The 24,216-nt window shown below is 66.9% G+C and carries 24 protein-coding genes, 1 tRNA gene and 1 pseudogene; 10 read left to right on the forward strand and 16 right to left on the reverse strand.

Annotation, left to right across the window (positions count from 1 at the left end):
• Positions 1 to 7: 7 nt before the first annotated feature.
• On the reverse strand, positions 8 to 1,093 hold the full coding sequence (gene ychF, locus KTR40_RS12705) for a redox-regulated ATPase YchF (RefSeq protein ID WP_228403959.1): 1,086 nt from the start codon (positions 1,091 to 1,093) through the stop codon (positions 8 to 10).
• 114 nt (positions 1,094 to 1,207) lie between these two features.
• On the opposite strand from ychF, the gene KTR40_RS12710 reads away from it, so the two are divergent.
• On the forward strand, positions 1,208 to 2,449 hold the full coding sequence (locus KTR40_RS12710; RefSeq protein ID WP_139029841.1) for a DNA recombination protein RmuC: 1,242 nt from the start codon (positions 1,208 to 1,210) through the stop codon (positions 2,447 to 2,449).
• Between the two features lie 15 nt (positions 2,450 to 2,464).
• On the opposite strand, the gene KTR40_RS12715 is transcribed toward KTR40_RS12710, so the two are convergent.
• Together KTR40_RS12715 and KTR40_RS12720 are read right to left on the reverse strand one after the other, a co-directional pair.
• The gene (locus tag KTR40_RS12715) at positions 2,465 to 3,544 is read right to left on the reverse strand and encodes a 4-hydroxy-3-methylbut-2-enyl diphosphate reductase (protein WP_139029842.1); all 1,080 of its coding nucleotides are present in this window, start codon (positions 3,542 to 3,544) and stop codon (positions 2,465 to 2,467) included.
• 9 nt (positions 3,545 to 3,553) lie between these two features.
• Positions 3,554 to 4,405 (reverse strand): hypothetical protein, encoded by an 852-nt coding sequence (locus tag KTR40_RS12720; RefSeq protein ID WP_228403960.1) that lies wholly within the window; start codon positions 4,403 to 4,405, stop codon positions 3,554 to 3,556.
• Between the two features lie 202 nt (positions 4,406 to 4,607).
• On the opposite strand from KTR40_RS12720, the gene xseA reads away from it, so the two are divergent.
• Both xseA and KTR40_RS12730 read left to right on the forward strand, forming a co-directional pair.
• Positions 4,608 to 5,948, forward strand: a complete 1,341-nt coding sequence (gene xseA / locus KTR40_RS12725; protein ID WP_228403961.1) for an exodeoxyribonuclease VII large subunit — start codon at positions 4,608 to 4,610, stop codon at positions 5,946 to 5,948.
• Complete coding sequence (locus KTR40_RS12730) at positions 5,941 to 6,159, forward strand: exodeoxyribonuclease VII small subunit (protein ID WP_139029845.1); 219 nt, start codon at positions 5,941 to 5,943, stop codon at positions 6,157 to 6,159. Before xseA ends, KTR40_RS12730 begins: the two co-directional genes overlap by 8 nt.
• Before the next feature lie 29 nt (positions 6,160 to 6,188).
• On the opposite strand, the gene KTR40_RS12735 is transcribed toward KTR40_RS12730, so the two are convergent.
• The 6 genes from KTR40_RS12735 to KTR40_RS12760 form a co-directional block, all read right to left on the reverse strand.
• On the reverse strand, positions 6,189 to 7,043 hold the full coding sequence (locus KTR40_RS12735; protein WP_139029846.1) for a polyphosphate kinase 2 family protein: 855 nt from the start codon (positions 7,041 to 7,043) through the stop codon (positions 6,189 to 6,191).
• Between the two features lie 51 nt (positions 7,044 to 7,094).
• Positions 7,095 to 8,315 carry a pyridoxal phosphate-dependent aminotransferase gene (locus KTR40_RS12740; protein ID WP_228403962.1) on the reverse strand — a complete coding sequence of 407 codons (1,221 nt, stop codon included), beginning with the start codon at positions 8,313 to 8,315 and terminating at the stop codon, positions 7,095 to 7,097.
• A 163-nt stretch (positions 8,316 to 8,478) separates the two neighbouring features.
• Positions 8,479 to 9,441, reverse strand: a complete 963-nt coding sequence (locus KTR40_RS12745; protein WP_139029848.1) for an ABC transporter substrate-binding protein — start codon at positions 9,439 to 9,441, stop codon at positions 8,479 to 8,481.
• A complete protein-coding gene (locus KTR40_RS12750; RefSeq protein ID WP_139029849.1) occupies positions 9,438 to 10,181 on the reverse strand; it encodes an ABC transporter permease in 744 nt (247 codons plus the stop codon). Before KTR40_RS12750 ends, KTR40_RS12745 begins: the two co-directional genes overlap by 4 nt.
• Positions 10,178 to 10,921: an ABC transporter permease gene (locus tag KTR40_RS12755; protein WP_139029850.1), complete on the reverse strand. Its 744-nt coding sequence runs from the start codon at positions 10,919 to 10,921 to the stop codon at positions 10,178 to 10,180. Before KTR40_RS12755 ends, KTR40_RS12750 begins: the two co-directional genes overlap by 4 nt.
• Positions 10,921 to 12,018 carry an ABC transporter ATP-binding protein gene (locus KTR40_RS12760; RefSeq protein ID WP_304940881.1) on the reverse strand — a complete coding sequence of 366 codons (1,098 nt, stop codon included), beginning with the start codon at positions 12,016 to 12,018 and terminating at the stop codon, positions 10,921 to 10,923. The genes KTR40_RS12755 and KTR40_RS12760 overlap by 1 nt, the downstream gene beginning before the upstream one ends.
• A 247-nt stretch (positions 12,019 to 12,265) precedes the next feature.
• On the opposite strand from KTR40_RS12760, the gene KTR40_RS12765 reads away from it, so the two are divergent.
• Positions 12,266 to 13,282: a pirin family protein gene (locus tag KTR40_RS12765; RefSeq protein WP_139029852.1), complete on the forward strand. Its 1,017-nt coding sequence runs from the start codon at positions 12,266 to 12,268 to the stop codon at positions 13,280 to 13,282.
• A 14-nt stretch (positions 13,283 to 13,296) separates the two neighbouring features.
• Here the strand turns inward: KTR40_RS12765 and KTR40_RS12770 are convergent, their stop codons facing one another.
• Both KTR40_RS12770 and KTR40_RS12775 read right to left on the reverse strand, forming a co-directional pair.
• Entirely contained in the window at positions 13,297 to 14,226 is a 930-nt protein-coding gene (locus KTR40_RS12770) for an N-acetylglucosamine kinase (protein WP_228403964.1), read from the reverse strand.
• Between the two features lie 63 nt (positions 14,227 to 14,289).
• Positions 14,290 to 15,365 (reverse strand): annotated as a pseudogene (locus KTR40_RS12775) (LysR substrate-binding domain-containing protein).
• A 71-nt stretch (positions 15,366 to 15,436) separates the two neighbouring features.
• Between KTR40_RS12775 and KTR40_RS12780 the strand changes: the two are divergent.
• Both KTR40_RS12780 and KTR40_RS12785 read left to right on the forward strand, forming a co-directional pair.
• A complete protein-coding gene (locus KTR40_RS12780) occupies positions 15,437 to 16,678 on the forward strand; it encodes an MFS transporter (protein ID WP_228403965.1) in 1,242 nt (413 codons plus the stop codon).
• Between the two features lie 130 nt (positions 16,679 to 16,808).
• Positions 16,809 to 17,312: an Lrp/AsnC family transcriptional regulator gene (locus tag KTR40_RS12785; RefSeq protein ID WP_139029855.1), complete on the forward strand. Its 504-nt coding sequence runs from the start codon at positions 16,809 to 16,811 to the stop codon at positions 17,310 to 17,312.
• An 18-nt stretch (positions 17,313 to 17,330) separates the two neighbouring features.
• On the opposite strand, the gene KTR40_RS12790 is transcribed toward KTR40_RS12785, so the two are convergent.
• Positions 17,331 to 18,584 carry an MFS transporter gene (locus KTR40_RS12790; RefSeq protein ID WP_228403966.1) on the reverse strand — a complete coding sequence of 418 codons (1,254 nt, stop codon included), beginning with the start codon at positions 18,582 to 18,584 and terminating at the stop codon, positions 17,331 to 17,333.
• A 171-nt stretch (positions 18,585 to 18,755) separates the two neighbouring features.
• On the opposite strand from KTR40_RS12790, the gene KTR40_RS12795 reads away from it, so the two are divergent.
• The 4 genes from KTR40_RS12795 to KTR40_RS12810 are packed head-to-tail and all read left to right on the forward strand — an operon-like array spanning position 18,756 to position 21,252.
• The gene (locus KTR40_RS12795; protein ID WP_139029857.1) at positions 18,756 to 19,235 is read left to right on the forward strand and encodes an Lrp/AsnC family transcriptional regulator; all 480 of its coding nucleotides are present in this window, start codon (positions 18,756 to 18,758) and stop codon (positions 19,233 to 19,235) included.
• 31 nt (positions 19,236 to 19,266) lie between these two features.
• The gene (locus KTR40_RS12800) at positions 19,267 to 19,692 is read left to right on the forward strand and encodes a DUF1761 domain-containing protein (RefSeq protein WP_139029858.1); all 426 of its coding nucleotides are present in this window, start codon (positions 19,267 to 19,269) and stop codon (positions 19,690 to 19,692) included.
• 37 nt (positions 19,693 to 19,729) lie between these two features.
• On the forward strand, positions 19,730 to 20,725 hold the full coding sequence (gene corA, locus KTR40_RS12805; protein WP_228403967.1) for a magnesium/cobalt transporter CorA: 996 nt from the start codon (positions 19,730 to 19,732) through the stop codon (positions 20,723 to 20,725).
• Positions 20,726 to 20,727: 2 nt separating this feature from the next.
• The gene (locus KTR40_RS12810) at positions 20,728 to 21,252 is read left to right on the forward strand and encodes a cell division protein ZapE (protein WP_228403968.1); all 525 of its coding nucleotides are present in this window, start codon (positions 20,728 to 20,730) and stop codon (positions 21,250 to 21,252) included.
• Positions 21,253 to 21,337: 85 nt separating this feature from the next.
• Here the strand turns inward: KTR40_RS12810 and KTR40_RS12815 are convergent.
• From KTR40_RS12815 to galU, 4 genes are all read right to left on the reverse strand, one after another.
• A tRNA-Ala gene (locus KTR40_RS12815) sits at positions 21,338 to 21,410 on the reverse strand.
• Between the two features lie 123 nt (positions 21,411 to 21,533).
• Positions 21,534 to 22,451: a hypothetical protein gene (locus KTR40_RS12820; protein WP_228406137.1), complete on the reverse strand. Its 918-nt coding sequence runs from the start codon at positions 22,449 to 22,451 to the stop codon at positions 21,534 to 21,536.
• Between the two features lie 105 nt (positions 22,452 to 22,556).
• Complete coding sequence (locus KTR40_RS12825; protein WP_228403969.1) at positions 22,557 to 23,177, reverse strand: GNAT family N-acetyltransferase; 621 nt, start codon at positions 23,175 to 23,177, stop codon at positions 22,557 to 22,559.
• A 4-nt stretch (positions 23,178 to 23,181) separates the two neighbouring features.
• Complete coding sequence (gene galU, locus KTR40_RS12830) at positions 23,182 to 24,087, reverse strand: UTP--glucose-1-phosphate uridylyltransferase GalU (protein ID WP_228403970.1); 906 nt, start codon at positions 24,085 to 24,087, stop codon at positions 23,182 to 23,184.
• Positions 24,088 to 24,216 lie beyond the last annotated feature (129 nt).

The raw sequence follows: 24,216 nt of genomic DNA on the forward strand, positions 1-24,216 counted from the left end.
CGCTGGATCAGACGTTGAAGCGGAACTCCACAACGTCGCCGTCAGCCATGACGTATTCCTTGCCCTCAATCCTGACCTTACCGCGGGACTTGGCCTCAGCCATGGAACCGGCCTCAATAAGGTCGTCAAAGGCCACCACCTCGGCCTTGATGAAGCCGCGCTGGAAGTCGGTATGGATCACGCCGGCCGCCTGCGGGGCGGTGTCCCCCTGGCGGATGGTCCAGGCCCGGGTTTCCTTGGGGCCGGCCGTGAGGTACGTCTGCAGGCCCAGCGTATGGAAGCCGACCCGCGCCAGCTGGTCCAGGCCAGACTCGTCCTGGCCGTTCATCTCCAGCATTTCGCGGGCCTCTTCCTCGTCCAGTTCCACGAGGTCCGCTTCGAGCTTGGCGTCCAGGAAGATGCAGTCGGCCGGCGCAACCATGGCACGCAACTCCTCCTGCTTTTCCGGGCTGCCGAGGATGCCTTCGTCGGCGTTGAAAACGTAGATGAATGGCTTGGCGGTCAGGAGGCTGAGCTCCTTGAGGTGCTCCATCTCCAGCTTGTCACTCTTGATGGAGGCATAGATTGTGTCCCCGCGTTCCAGCACGGCCTGGGCTGCCTTGATGGCTGCAAGCTCGGCTGCCTCCCGCTTCTTGATCTTGACCTCTTTTTCGATCCGGGGGATGGCCTTTTCGATGGTCTGGAGATCGGCGAGTATCAGCTCGGTGTTGATGGTCTCCATGTCGGAGCGGGGATCCACCTTGCCGTCGACGTGGATGACGTCGGGGTCGTCGAAGACGCGGACTACTTCGGCGATGGCTTCCGCTTCGCGGATGTTGGCCAGGAACTGGTTGCCCAGCCCTTCCCCTTCGGAGGCGCCCTTGACGATGCCGGCGATGTCCACGAAGGAGACCGCTGCGGGCAGCACACGCTGCGAGCCGAAGATGCCGGCGAGCTTCTGGAGCCGGGGGTCGGGCAGGTTGACGACGCCGACGTTCGGTTCGATGGTGGCGAACGGGTAGTTCGCGGCCAGGACCTGGTTGCGGGTGAGTGCGTTGAAAAGAGTTGATTTGCCGACGTTGGGCAGTCCGACGATGCCAATAGTAAGAGCCACGAGCATTGATTCTACCCGCAGGGCGTCCACGCACAGTAACGGCCAAAAGGCCCGGCCCTGCGGGGCGAAATGTCGCTTCGGCAAAATGTCACAGCCCCGTGCGACAGTGAGGGCATGGATGCTTTCGCCTTGATTCTTGCTTTGTTCATGCTGCTGCTGGGGGCCCTCGCGGGTGCGGCGGCTGTGTTTTTTGTGCTTCGAAGAAATGCCAAGGGACTGGAGGAGGATTTCGACGCCGTATCGTCGCGGCTTTCCGAGGTCACTGCGCAGTTCGCCGCGGCCGACGCCGAGCGGCGCCTTTTGGCGGCACAGAACAGGGAGCTGGGTGAAGCCAGGAACCAGGACGGCAGCGTGCTGCGCGCCCTTGCGCCGGTGGCCGAGAAGCTCACGGCCGTCCAGCAGCAGGTGGCGCTGCTGGAGCGTGACCGGGTGGAACAGTACGGACAGCTGGCCCAGCAGCTTCAGGAGGCCAGGCTCTCGGACGAACAGCTGATCCGCTCCACGCACGCTCTTGAGTCCGCCCTCCGGTCCAACAGCGCCCGTGGTCAGTGGGGTGAAGTCCAGCTGCGGCGGGTGGTGGAAGCCTCCGGGATGCTCCGGCACGTGGACTTCGTGGAACAGGTCCACAGCGCCGGTGGTGACTCGAGCGTGCGGCCGGACCTGGTGGTCCAGCTGCCCGGTGATAAACAGCTGGTGGTTGACGCCAAAGTTCCCCTGTCCTCCTACCTGGAAGCCCAGGAGCTGGGCGCTGACGTCCGCCCGGCCGATGGTTCCGGCACACGTCCCGCCGGTCCGGCCTCCGTCGGCGGCCACCGCACCCAACAGGCGCTGCTGGCGGCCCATGCCAAGGCATTGCGGGCACACGTGGATTCGCTGGGCAATAAGAAGTACTGGGATATCCCCGGCAACTCCCCTGAGCTGGTGATCTGCTTCATCCCGGCTGAGTCCATTCTTGCCGCCGCCCTCATGGCCGATGCCGGGCTCCTTGACCATGCTCTCTCGAAGAACGTGGTCCTGGCATCGCCCAGCACGCTCCTGGCCGTCTTGAAGTCCGTGGCCTTTACGTGGCGGCAGGACGTCCTGACGGACAGTGCGCGGGAACTGTTCGAGCTTGCCCGGCAGCTGTATGACCGGATGGGAACCCTGGGCGAGAACGTCACCAAGCTGGGGTCTTCGCTGAAGTCGTCAGTGGACCGCTACAACGCCATGGTGGGAACGCTGGAAGCCCGGGTTCTCCCCACAGCCCGGAAACTGAACTCGCTGGAGGAATCCGGGCTGGCCGCGCCGCCCGTGGTCGAAGCCACGCCGCGGGCCCTTGCCGCGCCTGAACTGCAGAGCGACGACGAAGCCGCGTAACAGGGCCGTCCGGGGTCAGTTGCGCGCGCGGCGTCCGCCGAGGGCGCGGCTGACGTCGCCGGCCTGCTTGAGGGTGGCCCGGAGCTCCTTGGGCAGCGAGAAGAGCAGGTCCTCCTCCGCCGTGACAACTTCCTCCACTGTGCCGTAGCCGTAGTCGGCCAGCAGTCGCAGCACGTCCTGCACCAGGACCTCCGGGACGGATGCCCCGGACGTCACGCCGACGGTGGCAACCCCTTCAAACCACGTTTCATCAACCTCGTTGGCGAAATCGACCCGGTAGGACGCCTTCGCGCCGTACTCAAGGGCCACCTCCACCAGCCGGACGGAGTTGGAGGAGTTGGCCGAGCCCACGACGATGACCAGGTCTGCCTGCGGCGAGATCTTCTTGATGGCCACCTGCCGGTTGGTTGTGGCATAGCAGATGTCGTCGCTGGGCGGATCCTGCAGCGTGGGAAACCGCTGCTTGAGCAACCGGACGGTCTCCATGGTTTCGTCGACGCTGAGCGTGGTCTGCGAGAGCCAGATGACCTTTTCCGGGTCCCGGACCGTCACCTTGTCCACCTCGTGCGGGCCGTTGATGATCTGGATGTGCTCCGGGGCTTCGCCGGCGGTGCCTTCGACTTCCTCGTGGCCGTCGTGGCCGATCAGCAGGATGTCGAAGTCATCCTTGGCGAACCGGACGGCTTCCTTGTGGACCTTGGTCACCAGGGGGCACGTGGCGTCGATGGTGCGCAGGCCGCGGTCCTCCGCGGACTGGACCACGGCCGGGGAGACGCCGTGGGCGGAGAAGATGACCAGGGCGCCCTCGGGCACTTCGTCTGTCTCGTCCACGAAGATGGCCCCCTGCTCCTCCAGGGAGCTGACCACGTGGACGTTGTGGACGATCTGCTTCCGCACGTAGACCGGCGGGCCGTAATGCTCCAGGGCCTTCTCTACGGCGATGACGGCGCGGTCCACGCCGGCGCAGTAACCGCGGGGAGCAGCGAGCAGCACCTTCTTGGTTCCTGATACCGGAGCTGCGGCAGCTACTTCCTCAGGTGAACGGCGCCGACGCGGGATGGTGGGCATCGAAAGGGAAACAGCTGAGGGGGTCATTCCTCCATGCTACCGGGTTGCCCGCGACCGCTTCCGCGAGGTGAACCCGGCCACGAGGCCCAGCACCAGCAACACGCCGCCGGTGACCGCCGATGCCATGGTCCAGGCCTGGAAATCCGCGGCAGAGGCGGCCACGAACTCGTCCCGGAACATGTTGGCAACTTCATTTCCGCTGTCCGCGGACACGACGGCGGCAGAGGCCGCCTGTGAGCCTGCCGCCCAGGCAGCGGCCAGGAGCAGCGCCCCAACTCCGGCGCCGGCCAGCACTGTCCAGCGGCGCCGTGCGGCCACCAGGGCAAGGAGCAGCGCCACCGCGGAGCCCCCTGCCAGCAGGTAGCCTGCGGGCGCATAGCTGGTGAGCCGTTCGGTCCACTCTTTGTACACGGGCTGGCCCACGTTGATCAGGGTTTGTTCAGGCGGATCCAGCGGCAGCCTGGTGGCGCGCGAAATCTCCTCGGCGCCCAGCGCCACCAAGGGAGCGACGTCCAGGGTGAGGGATGAAGCTGAGGCTGCTCCGCCGTCGTCCGTTGCGGGGCTGGCGAAGCTGAGCCGGTGGCTCCTGCGCAGCGTCTCCTCCCACGCGGCCGGATAGCCGGGGAGGCCTGTCAGTGAAGAAGCAGCGTCTTCAAGCACCGGCTGGACCAGGTCCGAGAGGAAACCCGGAACGGCGCTGGTGTCGATGGTGCCCACCGCCGCAACCGCCAGCTCCTGCTGGAACCCTGAATTTGTTGCCAGCGGAGCAGCCAGCTCCACGAAGCCCTGCTCCTGGACGATGTTGCGGTCCAGCCAGATGGCCGGAACCGCCACGGCGGCCAGCAGGACTGCCAGCACGGTGGCGGCAGCAGAAACAAAAGTTCGCACAGCGGTTTCCTTCGTCGGTGGTGGCGTCAACCCATCCTAGGCAGGCCTGCCGCCCGGTTCTTGTCAGCCCCGGGTGGTACAGCTTATGGATAAGGTTGATTGAGCGCCCAACGCCCACCCAAACCACACCGCCGAACACAGACAGCCAAACACCGGACGAAGGACCCCATGCCCGCAGCTCCAGCCCCGCGAGGGCGTTTGCATGTCTGAACAGGCGTCACTTCCCGGCACTGGCCAGCAACCCACAGCGCCCACCACGCTGCCCGCCACTGCTGCCGAAACCACCCCGGACAATCCGTGGCCGCTCCAGCTGCTGTCGCAGAAGCTGAAGGCCCACATCGACCGCACGCCGTCGGCTTGGGTTGAAGGCCAGGTCATCGAACTGAACCGCCGGGGCACCAACGCCTACCTCACGTTGCGGGACGTGGACGCGGAAGTTTCGCTCCCCGCCTCGGTCTGGACCAAGGTGCTGGAACGCCAGAACCTGCCGCTGGAGCGCGGGTCGCGCGTGGTGGCCCTGCTGAAACCGGAGTTCTGGATCAAGACCGGCCGGCTGAACATGCTGGTCCGGGACATCAGGCCGGTGGGCCTGGGCGATCTCCTTGCCCGGATTGAACGGCTGCGCCAGGCGCTCTCCGCCGAGGGCCTTTTCGCTGACTCCCGCAAGAAACCCCTGCCCCTGCTGCCGCACCGCATCGGCCTGATCACGGGCCGCGATTCGGACGCGAAGAAGGACATCCTGCGCAACGCGGCCCTGCGCTGGCCCGCGGTTGAGTTTGAAATCCGGGAGGTGGCGGTCCAGGGAAACACGGCCGTGGCCCAGGTGGTCCGTGCCCTCCGCGACCTGGACGCCCTGCCGGAGGTGGACGTCATTGTGATAGCCCGCGGCGGCGGCGCCCTGGAGGACCTGCTGCCTTTCAACAGTGAAGAACTGATCCGCGCCGTCGCCGCAGCCGCTACCCCGGTGGTGAGTGCCATCGGCCACGAGGCGGACAGGCCGCTGCTCGACGACGTCGCGGACCTGCGTGCCTCTACCCCCACGGATGCCGCCAAGCGGATCGTCCCGGAAGTTTCCGAAGAACTGGCAGGTGTCCGCCAGGCCCGGGAGCAGCTGCGCCGGTGCATTGAGCGGCTGGTGGACCGGGAATCGGACCGGCTGGCTTCCCTCCATTCCCGTCCCGTGCTCGCTTCGCCGGAAGGACTGGTGACCATCCGCTCGGACGAGATTGAGCGGCTGCTGCGGAGGTCGTCGGCCGCGGTCAGTTCCACCGTGGTCCGCGCGGCTGACCAACTGGACCACCTGAAGGCCCAGGTGCGGGCGCTGTCGCCGCAGAAGACCCTGGACCGGGGGTACGCCGTCGTCGAACTCGCCCGAAGGCGTGCGGCGCAAGCAGGTGCCGCCGGGCATGCTGTGGTCCGCCGCCCGGCCGAGGCCCCGGCCGGCGCCGCGCTGTCCATCCGCGTGGCGGAGGGCCGCTTCGGCGCAACCTCCACGGGAACACCTGAAGAGACAACTACTGAAATTGGAGTACCACATGACTGAGCAGGCGGCAGGAGCCGGGATCGCGGCGCTGAGCTATGAAGAGGCCCGCGAGCAGCTCATCGCGGTGGTGGGGAAGCTTGAGGCCGGCGGGGCCAGCCTCGAGGAATCCCTGGCGCTGTGGGAACGCGGCGAAGCCTTGGCCGCGCGGTGCGAGGAATGGCTGGAAGGCGCCCGGAAGCGGCTTGCCGCCGCCCGCGACCAGCCGCTCTAGCCGGCGGCTTTAAGCACGCAGGCAAGCGTTCAGGAGCGCGCCGCCAGTTCCCGTTCCATGGCGACGTCGAACTCCGCCTTGGGCCACTCGAGGCCAAGGTCGGTCAGCGCACCCAGCAGCAGCTGCTGGACGGCGATCCTGGCAAACCATTTCTTGTTGGCCGGGACAACATGCCAGGGAGCGGCCGCGGTGCTGGTTTCATCGATTGCTGCCTGGTACGCGCTCATGTAATCGTCCCAGAAGGCGCGCTCCTCCAGGTCCCCCCGGCTGTATTTCCAGTGCTTGGCCGGATTGTCCAGGCGGGCCAGCAGCCGTTCCCTCTGCTCCTCCCCGCTGATGTGCAGCATGACTTTGACCACCTTCGTCCCGGAGTCGGTCAGCCGCGTCTCGAATTCATTGATGGCCACGTACCGCCGTTTGATTTCCGCGGGAGTCGCCCACGCACGCACCCGGTGGATCAGGACATCCTCATAGTGTGAGCGGTCGAAAACGCCCACCATCCCGGCGGCCGGCACTTCCTTTTCGATGCGCCACAGGAAGTCGTAGGACTTCTCCTCGTCCGTGGGTGCCTTGAAGGCCTTGAACTGGACGCCCTGGGGGTTCATCGCCGCCATGACGTGGTTGACGATCCCGCCCTTGCCCGCGGTGTCCATGGCCTGGAGGATCAGCAGGATCCGCTTGCGTCCGCCGAACCGCGACTCGGCAAACAGCTTTTCCTGAAGTTCGGCCAGCCCACTGTCCATTTCGGCGAGCAGGGCCTGTCCGTCCTCCTTGGTGCCGCTGTAGCCGGGCGTGGAATCAGGATCGACATCGCTCAGCAGGAACCCCTTCCCCGCCCGCAGGGTTTCTGAAGGGTGCTGGTCGAAGCCGATGGCGTCGGGCATGGGAATCCTTTCCGCGAAGTTCCACGGGACCGAAGTGCCCGTGGACACAGGCTAGTTCCCTTGGTACCTGCTTAGGAAGTCCCCCATCCGGCCCACGGCTTCCTCGATGTCCTTGACGTTGGGCAGCGTCACCATGCGGAAGTGGTCCGGGCGCACCCAATTGAACGCCCGGCCGTGGGAGACCAGGATTTTTTGCTCCCTCAGGAGATCCAGGACGAACTTCTCGTCGTCGCGGATGTGGTAGACCTCGGGGTCGAGCTTGGGGAAGAGGTACAGGGCGCCCCGGGCCTGCTGCGTGCTCACGCCCGGGATGGCGTTGAGCATGTCGTACGCCTTGTTGCGCTGCTCCAGCAGCCGCCCGCCCGGCAGGATCAGGTCGTTGATGCTCTGGTAGCCGCCGAGCGCCGTCTGGATCGCGTGCTGGGCAGGCACGTTGGCGCAGAGGCGCATGTTGGCCAGGAGGCTGATGCCTTCAAGGTAGTCCGCCGCGTCCTTCTTGGGACCCGAAATGGCCATCCAGCCGGCCCGGTACCCGCACACCCGGTAGGCCTTGGACAGGCCGCTGAAGGTGAGGCAGAGGACGTCGTCGCCGGTGAGCCCGGCGAGGTTGATGTGGACGGCGTCCTCGTAGAGGATTTTCTCGTAGATCTCGTCGGCGAAGAGCACCAGGCCGTGCTTCTCTGCGAGGGCCACGATCTTGCGCAGCGTCTCTTCCGGATACACGGCGCCGGTGGGGTTGTTGGGGTTGATGACCACAATGCCCTTGGTGCGGGGCGTGATCTTGGCTTCCATGTCCTCCAGGTCCGGCTGCCAGCCGCTCTCCTCATCGCAGAGGTAGTGCACAGGCTTACCGCTGGCCAGCGCCACCGAGGCCGTCCAGAGCGGATAGTCCGGGGTGGGGATCAGGACCTCGTCGCCGTCGTCAAGGAGGGCCATCAGGGACATGGTGATAAGTTCGCTGACCCCGTTGCCCAGGTAGATGTCGTCCACATGGATGTTCTGGATGCCGCGGGTCTGGTAGTACTGCGACACGGCGGTCCGGGCGGAAAAGATGCCGCGGGAGTCGCTGTACCCCTGGGCGTGCGGCAGGTGGCGGATCATGTCCACCAGGATGGCGTCCGGCGCTTCGAATCCGAACGGCGCGGGGTTTCCGATGTTCAGCTTGAGGATCCGGTGACCCTCAGCCTCCATCTGCTGGGCGGCCTGGAGGATCGGTCCACGGATGTCGTAAAGCACGTTGTTGAGTTTCGTGGACTGCCTGAATTCTGCCATCCCTCAAATATGCCACAGGAAGGATGGACCGCCGTTGAGACGTCAGCCACACGGTGCGGCGGTTCCTGCAGGCAGGACGGACGACGGCGGCCGGACTTCCGAAAGTCCGGCAGCCGCCGTCGTACTCCTGCACAGTAGTACTGCCAAGGGTGCCGGGCGGCTCCTACTTCACGATGCCCTTTTCCTTCAGCCACGCCTGTGCGGCTTCCTTGGCGCCCTGTTTCTGGCTGCCGCTGACGGCCCGGTTCAGGTTGATCAGGTCCTCGGTGGTCAGCACGCGGGACACCGAGTTGAGCGCTTCCTTGGCCTTGTCCGTCATCTTCGCCTCGTTGTACAGCGGAACCACCTGCTGGGCGATGAAGTTGTTCTTGGGGTCCTCGAGCACCACAAGGTCGTTGTCCGCGATGGACGGGGTAGTGGTGTAGATGTCCGCCACCTGGACCTGGTCCTCCAGGAGCGCCTTCAGGGTCACTGGACCGCCGCCGTCGCTGAAGGGTTCCAGTTTCTTGGGCTCGCAGTTGTAGTTCTTCTTCAGCCCCGGCAGGCCGTAGGCGCGCTCGGCAAAGGTGGCCGGAGCCCCCACGACGATCTCGCTGCAGACCTTGGCCAGGTCCTCAATGGACTTCAGCTGGTACTTTTCGGCGGTTGCCTTGGTGACCACCATGGCGTCCTTGTCTTCGGCCTTGGCCGGCTCCAGGATGGCAAGCCCGCCGGGCAGCTTGTCCGGCAGGGCCTTGGCGATGTCTTCCGCCGAAACCTCCGAGGCTTCCTTGTCCACGTGCAGCAGCAGGTTGCCGGTGTAATCCGGAATGACGTCCACGGAACCGTCCTGGACGGCCTTGAAGTACACCTCGCGGGAGCCGATGTTGGGCTTGGTGGTGGCGGTGACCCCGGCTGCGTTCAGCGCCCCGGCGTACAGTTCGCCGATGATCTGGCTTTCCGTGAAGTCGGCTGAACCGATGACCAGGGATGTTGCTCCCCCGGAGGCTGCACCGCTGCTGGCCGGCGCCTTGCTTAGGGGGTCCGAGGATCCGCCGCAGGCAGAGAGCGCCATGGCCAGGCCGAGGCCTGCCGCGAGGCCGCTGAACGCACGCCGGCCGAGATGGTGTTGGCGGCTTTCTTTCATGATTTACCTCCTTGTACCACAGCCTCCGTAGGGACGGGGTCTGTGAGATCGGCCGCAGCCTGCTGGCTGCGGCGGGACTGCCTCGAGGCGCCTGTTGCCAGGAACAGCCTCTGGAAAAGGGAAAGGACAAGGTCGACGGCGATCGCCAGGGCCGCGATGAGCAGGGAACCGCCGAGCATCTGGGGGAAGTCGCTGAGGACGAGCCCGTCGAAGAGGTACCTGCCCAGGCCGCCCAGGTTGATGTAGGCCACCACGGAGACCGTGGCGATGACCTGCAGCACGCCGGTGCGGAAGCCGCCGAACATCACGGTGAGCGCGTTGGGCAGCTCTGCCCGGAACAGAACCTGCAGTTCGGTCATGCCCATGGCACGGGCGGCGTCCACCACGTTGCGGTCCACGCTGGAGATACCGGCGTAGGTGCCCGCAAGCAGGGGCGGGACAGTGAGGATGACCAGCGCCCAGATGGGCGGCATCAGCCCGATCCCGGCCAGGAGCACGAAGAGCGTGAGCAGGCCGAGCGTGGGCAGTGCCCGCAGCGCCCCGGCGAGCGCAACCACCGCGACCCTTCCCCTGCCCGTATGGCCTACGTACATGCCTACGGGGACGGCGATGGCGGCGGCGATCAGCATCACCAGGCCGGTGTACTGGAGGTGTTCGCCCAGCCGGGCGGGGATCCCGGCGCTGCCGGTCCAGTTCTCCGGATCGGCAAGCCAGGCGAAGGTGTCGGAGAAAACGCTCATGGGTTTCCGCCTCCCGCCTTGGGCTCGGACAGCCTGAGGGCCGGGTCAAGTGCTGCGGCAGGTGCCTCACCGGCCTGCCCGGCTTCCCGCTGCCTGTCCGGCCTCTTCCCGGCGCGCTCCCACGGGGTCAGGAGCCGTTCCAGCAGGACCAGGAACGCATCCATCAGCAGTGCCAGGACCAGGATGGCGATGATCCCCACCACCACTTCGGTGACAAAGTCCCGCTGGAGTCCGGAGGTGAAGAGCATCCCCAGGTTTCCGATGCCCAGCAGCGCGGCCACGCTGACCAGGGAGATATTGCTGACCGAGACCACCCGGAGCCCGGCGAAGAGGACGGGCAGGGACAGCGGCAGGTCCACGCGGAGGAACCGCGCCAGCGGTTTGTAGCCCATGGCGACGGCGGCCTGGCTCACGTCCCCGCTGACAGAGTCGAAGGCGTCCAGGGCCGCCCGGACCAGCAGGGCAACGGCGTAGATGGTCAGGGCCACCACCACGTTGAGTGGATCCAGGATCCTGGTGCCCAGGATGGTGGGCAGGATGATGAACAGTGCCAGCGACGGGATGGTGTACAGGAGCGAGGAGGCTGTGAGCACCACCGAGCGGAGCGCCCGGTTCTGCCGCGCCAGCTGGGCCAGGGGGATGGAGATGACCAGCCCCAGGACCATGGGGACGAGGGCCAGCACCAGGTGCTGGCCGGCGCGCTCCAGCACCATGCCGCTGTTGGCGAGGAACCAGTCCATCAGAGCGCAGCCTGCCGGAGCTGGCGTGCCTCTTCAATGAGGGCCAGCACTTCGCCGCCGCGGATCACGCCCTTCACCGTGCCCTCTTCATCCACTGCCACGCCCAGGCCCGACGGCGAGGAGAGCGCGGCGTCCAGCGCCCGGCGCAGGCTTTCCCCCGGGCGGAACAGGGAACCCCCCGGAATGAGGCCTCCGTCAGTGCCTGGAGTCGACCAGCCAAGGGGGCGCAGCTCCTCATCCACCACCAGCTGCCAGCCGCCAGCGGCTTCCGCATCGGCGTTGCCGTCGCGGCCGCGGACGATCGTGGGCACCGGATGGAGGGTAACGCCGTCGGACGGGGTGAAGCCAAGGTGCCGGAACCCGCGGTCCCGTCCGACGAACGAGGCAACGAAGTCATTTGCCGGCGCCCGGAGGATCTCCTCCGGCGTGGCGTACTGGGCGAGCTTTCCGCCCACTGCGAAGACCGCTACTTTGTCCCCCAGGACGGTGGCTTCATCGATGTCATGGGTGACAAAGACGATGGTTTTGGCCAGGTCCTTCTGGAGCCTCAGCAGTTCCTGCTGGAGTTCGTCCCGGACCACGGGATCCACGGCGCTGAAGGGTTCGTCCATAAGCAGGACGGGAGGATCGGCGGCGAGCGCGCGGGCCACTCCGACGCGCTGCTGCTGGCCGCCGGAAAGCTGGGAAGGGTAGCGCTTCCCCAGTGAACGTGCCAGGCCCACCACGTCCAGCAGTTCCTCGGCACGGCGGCGGGCGTCGGACTTGGACACCCCGTTCAGCCGGGGCACGGTGGCGATGTTGTCCAGCACGGAGCGGTGCGGGAGCAGGCCTGCCGACTGCATCACGTACCCCATAGAGCGGCGCAGTTCAGCGGCCGGGACGGCGGTCACGTCCCGGCCGCCCACAGTGATGGTGCCGGATGTGGGTTCCACCATCCTGTTGATCATGCGCAGCGTAGTTGTCTTGCCGCAGCCTGACGGGCCAACCAGGACGGTGATGGAGCCCTTGCTGATGGACATGGAGAGGTTGTCCACGGCAGGCTGCCCGCCCTGGTACTGCTTGGTAACGCTCTGAAACTCGATCATCGCCTGGTCCATGGTGCGGACTTACCTGTTCTCTGGGACGGGCTCCTGGAAGCACCGCGACACTGTCATCAGCACGCTGATAGTTACGGTAACCCAATCCGGGGCCGGCAACACCCTGCAGCGTCCCGAATCCGGGCAAAGGAATCCCTACTGTAATCATTCGCAGCCGGGAGGGCCCCGGATGGGTCCTTATTCCGGCGGAGACAGCCGGGGGCCCGGAACGGTGCCGGTTGTGGGCCGTCCGGCCTAGAGTGGATCCGTGACCAATTTGGAGATTGCGCCCCAGCAGGAAGTGTGCCCGCCGGCAGGCGCGGACGGCACGTCCGGACCCTGCCTGCAGCTGTGGCCGCAGCGCGAAGTGCCGCTGGGCGGAGTCAGGGCCATGAACGTCCAGCGGACGCTGCCGCAGCGCGGCCTTCCCACCATCGGGGCGTGGTGTTTCCTGGACAGCTTCGGCCCTGACCGGACTGCGATGTCCGTGCTCCCCCACCCCCATATCGGCCTCCAGACCGTGACCTGGCCCCTGGCCGGCCACATCAGGCACCGCGACAGCGTCGGCAGCGACGTGGTGGTCCGGCCGGGCGAGCTGAACATCATGACGGCCGGCCACGGTGTCTCCCACTCGGAGTTCGCCGTGCTGCCGCCTGCCGGGGAGGACCTCCCGGTCCAGCGCGGCCTGCAGCTCTGGGTGGCCCTGCCTGAGAGCGAACGGCACCGCCGGCCTGCGTTCGAGCAGCACCGCGAACTTCCCCGGGCCAGCGGGCAGGGTTTTACCGCCACTGTCATGGTGGGCGAACTCGCCGGCGTCGCCTCGCCGGCAACGATGTACTCACCGATCGTGGGCGCTGACGTTTCGTGCGGTGGCGGGTCCGCAGTGCTGCCGCTCAACGCCGGCTTCGAGCACGGGATCCTGGTGCTCGACGGCGGCCTGGCGGTGGACGGCCAGGAGGTTCCGCCCGGGCCGCTGGGCTACCTGGGCACCGGGCGTACAGAACTGCAGGTCCAGGCACTTCCCGGCACACGCTTCCTGCTGATCGGAGGCGAGCCCTTCCAGGAGGAACTGCTGATGTGGTGGAACTTTGTTGGCCGCACGCACGACGAAGTGGAGCAGGCACGGAGTGACTGGGAAGCCCAGGCCGGACTGCCCGAAGCCGAGGAGGCGGCAGCCCGGTACGGCCTGGTCCCCGGCCACGGGCCCGACGCCGGGCCGGAGGCGGGCCGCATTCCTGCTCCCCCGCTGCCCGGTGTGCGGCTCACGCCCCGGAAGCGGCTGTAGGGGAACTACTCCGCCTAGGACTGCTCGGCCACCAGCTGCAGCACACCGAACACCGGTTCCTGGTCCAGCACCCGGACGTCGGTGACGCCCGCAGCCGTGAGGTGGCGGCGGAAGGAATGCTGCAGCGGGGCCACGTTCATGCCCAGGCCCCCGCCCAGGATCACCGGACCGGCAATACCCAGCAGGCCCAGTACCTGAAGGGCCAGTGCTGACAGGTCTTCGCCGGCCTGCTCCAGCAGGGCCTGGCTCTCCGGGTGGCCGCCGGCTGCCGCCTCCACCACCAGCCGGGCCTGCTGCGCCCAGAAGCGCCGGCCGGTTTTGGGCGAATGGAACAGCGCAATCAACCGGTTGGGATCGTCCACCCCGCAGGACTGCAAGAGGGCATTGGTCAGGACGTCGGCCGGCAGGCCCTGGTTCATCCGCCGGAGGCTGTGCCGCACCGCTTCGCGGCCCAGCCAGTAGCCGCTGCCTTCATCACCCAGAAGGTACCCCCAGCCGCCCGCCCTGGCCTCGCCGCCGTCTGCATTCCTGCCCCAGGCCGCCGACCCCGTGCCGGCGATCACCGCAACACCGGTGCTCGCGTATCCGGCCGCCAGCAGAAGGCGCGAATCATGGACCACGGTGACCCGGGCGCCGGGGACGTGCGGCTGGATCAGGGACGCAAGGGCGGCGGCGTCGTCGTCGGTGTCAATGCCGCCGGAACCGGCGTACACCTGCGATACGTGGCCCCCGCCGATCCGCGAAAAGAGGTCGGCAAGGTTGGCTGCTGCCTCGTCGCGGCTGACGTTCTGCACATTGGAACTGCCGGCCGACTCATCCGCAACCGGTATCCCGTCCTCAAAACGGACGCCGTGGGTCTTGGTCCCGCCGATATCCAGCCCGATGATGGCGCCACGGAGTGGGCTGGAGGCAGGGAGTGCGGCGGAGTTTTCGGCGTTGGTCACGTCACAAGGGTAATGGTGCCGGAGCAACGGGACACCCGGCGCCGCACTTTCCCGGCGGGCTCGTCAGCGGGACCGCTGCCTGACCAGCCCGGCCAGGAGCCCCGGCCCTTCCGTCACCACCATGTCCCGGAACAGCCGGACGGGCACCGGCTCGGAGCCCAGCTTCCGCCGCCGCCAGGACAGGCCTACCTCGCGGAACGCCAGGGCGGACTCCAGCGGAACTTCAACCCAGCCGAGGTTCCCGGTTTCGGGGCTGACGGTCCGCCCGGGGGCATCCCCGCCCGGCGGCAGGATACTCACGCCCAGACCTGCCGAGACAAGGCCGCGGACCGTGTGTGAGTCCTGGCTTTCGAAGGCTATACGGGGCCGGTAGCCAGCCTCGCGGAACAGGGCATCCGTGAGCGACCGCATCCCGTAGCCGGGACCGAGGGCCACAAAAGGCTCTGACCTGATGTCCGCAAGCCGGGCCGCCGGCCGGGTGGCGAGAGGGTGGCTGTGGTGCACAACCAGGCGGAGCGGCGGTAAAGCGACGCCGAGGACAGGTTCCGGCCTGACGGCGCCACCGGCGCCGTCAGGGCGAGGTCCGACTCACCCGCCGCGAGTTCGTGAAGGCACGCATTGCGGGCGCCCTGGCTCAGGGTGAAGACGGCGCCGGGGTGCCTGCTCCGGAAGGCACTGATCAGGAGCGGCAGCGTGGCCTCACCGAAGGTGTGCTGGAACGAAAGGGAGATCCTTCCCCTTGCCACGTCGGACTCGTCGCGCACAACGTCGAGCCCCGCCTGGAACGCCGTGAGTGCCTGCTCAATGTAGGGCAGCAGGGTCCGCGCCGCCGGCGTCAGGCGGACTCCCCTGCCGTCCCTGACCAGGAGTTCGGTACCCACGACGGCGCTCGCCCGCGCCAGTGCACGGCTCACCGTGGACTGGGGTACGCCAAGGAGTTCCGCGGTTTCCGTGACGTGTTCGGTCCGCCCAAGTTCTGCGAGCACGGGCAGCAGCGGGAGCAGCTGCACCAGCTGTTTCTGGTCCGGTTCCACGGGCGGGCCTCCTTCGTGTCCCGCCCCCACCCCCCAACTAGGTAGCGCTAGGTGTCGTTTTGGGGGCTCAAAACGACACTTCGCGCTACCTAGTTGGGGAAGCATGCGGAATGGCTATCAGTTTGGCACAAAGCATGCATTGGAGGCATCTATTGGGTGAAAGCTAGGCTGGCCGAATGGCACACATGGTCCGTCCCGCAGGCAACAGTCCTTCCCCCCGCTGGGACGGCCATGCCAAGGGGTCGACGGCGTACGCCAGGATCCTCGCCGGCCTTTCCTTTGCGGGAGTGGCCACCTTTGCGCAGCTCTATTCAACCCAGGCCGTCCTGCCGATCCTGGCCTCGGACCTGCAGGTCACCGCGGCCGACGCAGCCCTGACCATTTCCCTGGCAACCGTGGGCCTTGCGGCGACCGTGATCCCCTGGTCCTTCCTTGCGGACCGCATCGGCCGGGTGCGGGCGATGACATGGGGGATCTCGGTGGCCACCGTCCTGGGGCTGCTGGTGCCGCTGTCCACCAGCTTTGGCATGCTGCTTGCCCTGCGGCTTCTGGAAGGCATGGCGCTCGGCGGCATTCCGGCCATCGCCATCGCCTACCTCAACGAGGAGGTCACCAAAGCGCATGCGGCCCTGGCGGCGGGAAGCTACGTCGCCGGAACAACGCTGGGCGGCCTTGCCGGCCGGCTGGTTGCAGGGCCGGCCGGCGAGCTGTGGGGCTGGCGCGCCGCCGCGCTGGCGGTTTCGATCCTGGCCACGGCGGCCGCGGTGGCCTTCCTGGTCCTGGTGCCGCGCGCCCGGGGCTTCGTCTCCGCCCCCGCATCCGGCCTGCGCGGCGCCTTCCGGACCTTGGGCGGCCACCTGCGCAATGCCCGTCTGCTGGTCCTCTACGGTCAGGCCTTCCTGATGATGGGCGGGTTCGTGGCGGTCTACAACTACCTGGGGTTCCGGCTTTCGGGCGAACCGTTCAGCCTGCCGGGAACGCTGATCAGCCTGATCTTCCTGGCCTACCTGTCCGGGACAGTGACCTCACGCTGGTCCGCAGGACTGACCCTTCGCTTCGGGCGCCGCAGCGTCCTGCTCTCCGGCCTGGCGCTGTCGACGGCGGGCCTCGCCCTGACGCTGACCGAGTCCCTCCCCCTGATACTGGCGGGGCTCGTGGTGTTCACCGGCGGCTTCTTCGCCGCGCACAGCATCGGGGCGGGCTGGACAGGTGCCCTCGGCAGCACCGGCCGGGCGCAGGCTGCCTCCCTCTATAACCTGGCCTACTACCTGGGCTCCAGCATCATCGGATGGGCGGGCGGCCTGGCCTTCCAGTCCCTCGGCTGGAACGCGCTGGCCGCGGCAGTCATGATACTGGCCTGCCTCACTGCGGCCGCTGTCGCCGTCGTCCATCCCCGGGCTGAAGGCCCCGGGGCGTAAAGCGCCCCGCACGAATTATCTGCCCCTCCGAAGGAAGCGGCAGTGCAAAAATTCGGCTGCGCGCTCCGTGGGAACGTGAAAGCGCATATTCGCGGGTCTAGGATGAACAGAGGACCAATGAGGAGTTGCAGTGAGCACGAACGCCAGGATTCCCAGGCCGGGGGCGCACCTCGAGCCGCTGGATGCGATTGACGAACGGCTCCTGGCCGCGCTGGTGGCGGACGCGCGGATCTCAAACAAGCAACTGGCGGAACTTGTCGGGATTGCCCCCTCCACCGCCCTTATGCGCACGCGTGCCCTGTCCGAGCGCGGGATCGTGCAGGGCTATGAGGCAAAGCTCAGCCTTTCCGCCATCGGACGGTCGGTGCAGGCGTTGGTTGCCGTGCGCCTGCGCGCCCACGACCGGGACCAGATTGACCGCTTCACCGCCCGTGTGCCACACCTGCCCGCGGTGCTGTCCACGTTCCACACCTCAGGCTCCGTGGACTACCTGCTGCATATCGCCGTCGCCACTACCGAGGACCTGCGGGACTGGGTGCTGGACAACCTGGCAACGGATCCGGTGGTGGGGCACACGGAAACCACGTTGGTGTTTGAACACATCCAGGGCAACCACGGGCCGCTCCCTGAGTGAGCGCCCCGCCGGGACGCGTTAAGCGGCGGCCCTGCGGCCGGTGACGGCAAGGCGGAGTGTCACCGCTGAGAGGGCCAACGCAGCGGCGCCGCACAGCACAACGAAACCTGCCACGGCGGCGGGCACCCCGACCACGCCGGAGGCCCAGCCCAGGCCCAGGACCGGCACTGCGCTTCCCAGGTACGTGATGACGTAGACAGTGCTGACGATCTGCGCATGCCGTGATGCCTCCACCTTGGCCGCTACCTCGTTGAAAACAGTGCGGAAGGCGATGCCCTGCCCTGCCCCGGCCGTAACGGCGGCTGCCACCAGCAGCGGCGGGCTCTGCCAGGCGCCCGCGGCCCCCAGGAGAAGCACGGACACGCCCAGGACCGCAAGCCCGGCCGGAACCACGAAGCGGCCCCGGAGGGTCAGCAGCTGGCTCAGCGCCGAGGACCCCAGGGCCAGGCCGGCCAGCACGCCGACCAGGGGGCGGGAGTCCGTCTCCAGGACCTGCGCGAAGTAGCCGGGGGCAAGCGACAGGGAGAAGCCGAAAACAGCAAAGCTGAGGAAGCCGACGCCGGCTGCGAGCCAGAAGGCGCCCCTCGCCTCCCGCGATACGGACGGACGGCGGGGCGCCAAGGCCTGCAGCGGCCTGGACGGGGCTGGAGGGTTGATTGCCGGGCGGGCATGAAGCAGGTACAGCGGCACCAGGAGGCCGGCCAGAACCAGGGAATGGACGTAATAGGGGGCTGTGGTGGGGCCCGGGAGGAGGGACAGCAGTCCCCCGATAACCGGTCCGGCCGCAACTCCCCCGGACGATGCCAGCAAGGTGAACCGGGATGCCCACTCGGGACGGGACGGGAGGAGCTCCCGCAGCGCTGCGGCGCTGGCTCCGGTTGCCAGCGCCACAGCTGTGCCCTGCAGCGCGCGCCCGGCGCACAAGGCAGCGAGCGTCTGCGCTTCCGCAAAGACCCAGCCTCCTGCCAGCCCGACGACGACGGCGAGGATGAGCGCAGCCCGGCGCCCGATGTGGTCCGACCAGTGCCCTGCCAGCATGAGCGTGGCCACGAGGGACAGGACATAGCTGGCGAACGCGGCGGTCACGCCCAGGCTGGACAGCCCGAGCTCCGCCTGCAGGAGCGGATACAGCGGCGTGGCCAGGTTGGCTCCCACCAGCAGAACGAAAATGACGGCGCCTGCCATCACCAGCCGCGCCGTGGTGGATGCATCCCAGCCTCCTCTGGCAGCAGCCGGGGCGGGGCGCATCCGGAGTTCACTGAAGACCGTCATGTGGGCCGCCTTTTGGGTCTACCGCGGCAGGTGGTCCTTGTGGGAGCCCGGCGCGGGGTGGGTATCCGATGGCACCAGAATGCGGCACTTCTGCTCCACTGGTCGGTGATCCGAGCACCTATTGCGCAAAACCATCAAATTTTGCCCGGCAACGTGATGCAGAATGACCATATGAACAATCTTGATGCCACCGACCTGAAAATCCTGTTGGCCCTCATCCAGGACCCCAGGATCCAGGTCGGTGAACTCAGCGAATCCTTGGGCATCGCCCGCAACACGGCCCAGACGCGGCTGCGGCGCCTCATCCGGGCAGGAGTACTGAGGCCGGGCGGCCGCGAAGTGGACCTTGAGGCCGTGGGCTATGACGTGGTGGCCTTCGTGACGATCGAAGTTTCGCACCGCGAGCTGGACGGTGTGGTAGCCGCGCTGCGCCTGATCCCCCAGGTCCTGGAAGTTCATGAGATCTCAGGCCGCGGCGATGTCTGGTGCCGCGTGGTGGCCACGGACACCCACAACCTCCAGTCCTCCCTGCGGCAGGTCCTGAGAATCAAGGGCGTGATCCGGACCGAAACCGTGCTGGCGCTGCATACCCATATCCCCTACCGCACCGAGCCGCTGATCAGCGGCCTGGCCAAGGCGTCAAACACCTGACGTCCGGGCCGGGGCGGCTAGGATTTCCAGAATGGATTGGCTCTCGTACGTTTCTCAGATCAACTGGCTCGCCGTGCTGCTGGCCTTCCTCGCGACCATGGCCATCGGCTTTGTCTGGTACATGCCCGCAGTCCTGGGCAACCGGTGGATGGCTGCCATCGGCAAGACCGAGGACGATCTCAAGAACATCAGCGGCGGGGCAGGAATCTGGCTCCCGATGATGGCGGCCGCAGCCCTGACTTCGGTCCTGCTCGCTATCCTGATCGCCAAGCTCGGCCTGGACAGCGCCGTGGCAGGCGGCTGGTTCGCCCTGGTCCTGGGACTGGTGTTCAGGGCCGGCGGGCACGTCATCCACAACGGCTTTGCCGGGCGCCCCGCAGCCGTCACGCTGATCGACTCCGGCCACGACCTGGTGGCCATGACAGTGGCCGGTGCCATCATCGGCGGAATGTCCTGATGGCCGCCGTCGACCAGCCGGCGGGAGGCCGCCGCCCATGACCATCATCGACAACGCCGTCTACGTGAACGGCGTGCGCCACGCCGAGCCCGAAAACCTGGAGCAGACGTTCGAAACCCTTGCCCGGCACGGAGGCATGGCGTGGATCGGGCTCTACCGGCCAACGGCGGAGGAAATGGCAGCCGTTGCCGCCGAGTTCGGCCTGCACGCGCTTGCCGTGGAGGACGCCATCTCCGCCCACCAGCGCCCCAAGATCGAGCGCTATGAGGACAACCTCTTCACCGTCCTCCGGCCCGCACGGTACCTGGACGCGACTGAAACGGTTGAATTCGGCGAACTGCACATCTTCACGGGGAAGAACTTCGTGGTCACGGTCCGGCACGCCGAGACGGCCGGTGTGGCACGGGTACGGCAGCGGCTGGAAGGCCGGCCGGACCTGCTGCGGCACGGGCCCGAGGCCGTGCTCTACGCACTGCTGGACAGGGTTGTGGATGACTACGGGCCCGTGGTGGCCGGACTTGAAAACGACATCGACGAGATTGAAGACCAACTGTTCAGCGGCGACACCGCAGTATCCCGGCGCATCTATGAGCTTGCCCGCGAGGTCATCCAGTTCCAGCGGGCCATCCATCCCCTCCCGGACATCATGCGCCAGCTCAAGCAGGGCTTTGAAAAGTACGACGTCGAGACCGACCTCCGGCACAACCTCCGCGACGTGGAAGACCACGTGGAACGGGTCATTTCCCGGGCCGACTCCTTCCGCGACCTGCTGCAGAACGCCCTGACGCTGGACGGCACGCTCACAGCCAACCGGCAGAACGAGGCCAGCGCCGAGCAGAACGAACAGGTGAAGAAGATTTCGTCCTGGGCTGCGATCCTCTTCGCGCCGTCCTTCGTTGCCGGTGTCTACGGGATGAATTTCGACCACATGCCCGAGCTCCACTGGGAGCTCGGGTATCCGATGGCGATCGGACTGATGATCGCGACGGCGGCCCTCATGTACGGCATCTTCAAGGGGAAGGGCTGGCTCTAGGCATGGAAACAGGGCCGGAGTCGCCGGTTCTCCGGCAAGGCCGCATTATTGTTCCCGGCAGCAGCCGCCAGTTGGCCGCCTACGGCCTGTTCCTTCCGCAGCCCGACCAGCACCGGATCCTCCATTCCGGCTCCCGTACGTTCCATGCCAAGGCGCTGGAGCATGAACTGCTGTGGATCAGCTTCGACGAACTGTGCGCGCCGGGCACCACGTCGGATGACTACATCGGCCTGGCGGCCGGGCCGGAGCTCTGCGTTATTGACGGCGTACCCCCACCGGAAGCGGCGGATGCAGGGTTTCGGGTGGAAGCCTGGGAGCAGTTTGCCGCCGTTCTTGCCGTCCTCGCGGCCCGGAATGCGACGGTCTTTATTGTGGGCAACAGGCGGATGGAGTGGGCGGCCGCCTCCTCTGCGGCCCAAGATGCCCGGCTGCGTGCCTCCCTGGACGGCATCGGCCGGCTCCTGGCGGGCCTTAAAAGGATTGAATCGGACGAGACCGTCACCGTTGAGGGCGTGTCCGGGAGTTAGCTGGAGAACTTCCGACGGCGGTCCGTTGACGGGGACAGCCGCCCCCGTTAACGGAGAAGGCCCCGCACAAGCGGGGCCTTCGTTGTGGAGCTAAGGGGATTCGAACCCCTGACCTCTTCGATGCGAACGAAGCGCTCTACCAACTGAGCTATAGCCCCGGAACATCCGCGCCTGGCGGGCACCGGTGACCCTAGGCTACAAATTTTCCCGGCGGAATGCCAAACCGCCATGCCCAACCGGTCGCGAAACCGCGCGGGATAGCCTGGGCGGCACAACACCTGTCAGGCGCGGCGGCGCTGCAGCACGTCGTCGAGATTACTGAGGGCGCTCTGCGCCTTGGACAGCTGGGGGCCCTCCGCGGCAGCAGGAGCCGCCGGCGGCGCGGCCGCACCCTGCTTCAGGGACGGCTTGCCAACAGCCTTGGGCGCCGCCGGGAGCTCCAGCGGCTCGGGGTCCGGGCGCTCGGCCTTTGCAGCCTCAACATAGACCGGCTTGGGGACCTCCACGGGCTCCCACGTTGCGGAAGCCGGCGCAGCGGCCGCGGCACTGGCTGCTGCGGCACTTGGATCCCCGGCGGCCACAGCGACGGCCAGGGCGGCCTCGCGCAGTTCCACTGCCGTCAGCGGCTTGACCTTCGGCTGGTGCGCCTCGGCGTCGAACAGCGGGTTGTCCTTCTTTGCCGGTGCTGCTTCCGGTTTCGGCGGGACGTTCCCGGCAGCGGCGGGCTGCCGGGCAGGCGCGGTCATCGCGGACCGGAAGGCTGCATTGACCTTGGCCCTTCTGTCCCGGACGGCAAGCCCACGCAGCAGGACCAAGGATCCGACCGTCAGTGCCACGCACACCAGCGGAAGGACCGGGGAACCCAAGCCGAAGAGGAGAAGCACCCCGGACACGAAGGCTGTGGCCAGCGACAGCAGCCCGATCAGGGCAATTGCGGTCCGGCCATAGCGTATGCGGAACTTGCCTCCGGCCGGCGAGCCGGCAGCAGCGGTCCCGGGTCCGGCGCTCTTCCTGGTGTCCATGGCTTTCTCCTGCTGGGCGGCGACGTTCAAAACCAAAGCGGCTGGCGGTTCCGGTGTTTCATCGGCTGCGGTCTCTGCCAGGAAATCGCCGGCGGGCTGAAACTGGTGCCTGCGGTTCCGGAGGACGTAGGGCGCAACCCACACAATCCAGAGCACAACGGCAACCACAAGGATCACTGAGCTGCTAAGGGGGAAGTCCACACTCAAAACCGTATGAGCATCCGGCCCGCTGCCGCAGCATTAGCTGCGGTGTGTCGTGGTACAGCCCGCAATTCACTGGATTTATGACCGGTGTGAGGCCAGCCACGGCCGGAGGAGTCCATCCGGGACCTCTTCCGACGTCAGGGCGAACGAGCGGTGGTCGGCCCACTCACCGTTGATGTGAAGGTACCGCGGCCGGTAGCCCTCATCGCGGAATCCCAATTTCTCCACCACGCGCAGGCTGGGTCCATTCTCCGGCCTGATGTTGATTTCCATCCGGTGCAGGCCCAGGGTCTTGAAGCAATGGTCCGTCACCATGGCGACGGCGGTGGGCGCAATGCCGTGGCCCGCACGGGCCTGGTCCACCCAGTAGCCGAGGGTCGCCATCATGGCCGAGCCCCACACAATGGAGGAGACAGTCAGTTGGCCAACAATGGGCGGATTGACGCTGCCGGGCCGCCGCTCGGTAATGACGAAGGGCAAGGCCGTTGCCTGGGCGGCCTGCGCCTTTAATGACCGGACCATTTGCCGGTAGTCCGGCAAGCCGCCGGAAGGATCCGGGTTGGATGCTTCCCACGGGGCCAGCCATTGGCTGTTGCGGGACCTGACCTCGGTCCATTCCTTTTTGTCCCGGTACCGGATGGGCCGCAGGACCAGATCCCCGCATTCCAGTGTTACGGGCCAGATGGGACCAGGACGCATGGCACTACTTGGACAGGCTGGCAGTGAAGCCGGGCAGCCATTCCCGCAAGCCGGGGCCGAGGTCCTCGCTGTCAATGGCCAGCTGGACACAGGCCTTGAGGTAGCTCAGCTTGTCCCCGGTGTCGTAACGCCGCCCCCGGAACACGACGCCGTAGACCCCGCGCCCTTCGCCGTCACCCGTGGCCAGTTCCTGGAGCGCGTCTGTCAGCTGGATTTCGCCGCCCCGTCCCGGACCCGTGCGCTCGAGGACGTCGAAGACTGCGGGGTGGAGTACGTAGCGGCCAATAAGCGCCAGGTTGGAGGGCGCTTCCTCCGCGCTCGGCTTCTCCACGAGCCGGTTGACCCGCACGTATGACTCACCGTCGATCGGTTCGATGTCAGCGCAGCCGTAGGCACTGATCTGCGACGGTTCCACTTCGATGAGTGCGACGACGGACCCGCCCGTTTTGGCCTGCACGTCAATCATCGTGCCGAGCAGTTCGTCCCGGGCATCGATGAGGTCATCGCCCAGCAGCACGGCGAAGGCTTCATTGCCAACGTGCTGCTTGGCCCGGAGTACTGCATGGCCCAGTCCGTGCGGGTCCCCCTGCCGGACGTAGTGGATGTCGCCCAGGTTGCTTGCGGCCTGGACGGACGCCAGCTTCTCGGCATCCCCCTTGCCTTCAAGGGTGGACTCCAGTGACGGCACACGATCGAAGTGGTCTTCCAGCGCCCGCTTGTTCCGCCCGGTGATCATCAGGACATCGTTGAGGCCGACGTTCACGGCTTCCTCAACCACGTACTGGATGGCAGGCTTGTCCACAACGGGAAGCATTTCCTTGGGCATCGCCTTGGTTGCCGGCAGGAACCTGGTGCCAAGTCCGGCGGCAGGAATGACGGCTTTGCGCACTCTCGGGTTACTGGTAGTCACCGGACTAATCTAACGTCAGCGTCAAGCATTCAGTAATCATTGGATGGCCAGCGATGTCCGGTGCTGCCGGACGGACCGGCGGCACCGCGTTGGCCCGGGCATTGGCCAACGCCGCGGCAGCTACGGAGG

Origin of the sequence: Pseudarthrobacter sp. L1SW (assembly GCF_020809045.1) — a bacterium.
Taxonomy (GTDB): Bacteria; Actinomycetota; Actinomycetes; order Actinomycetales; family Micrococcaceae; genus Arthrobacter.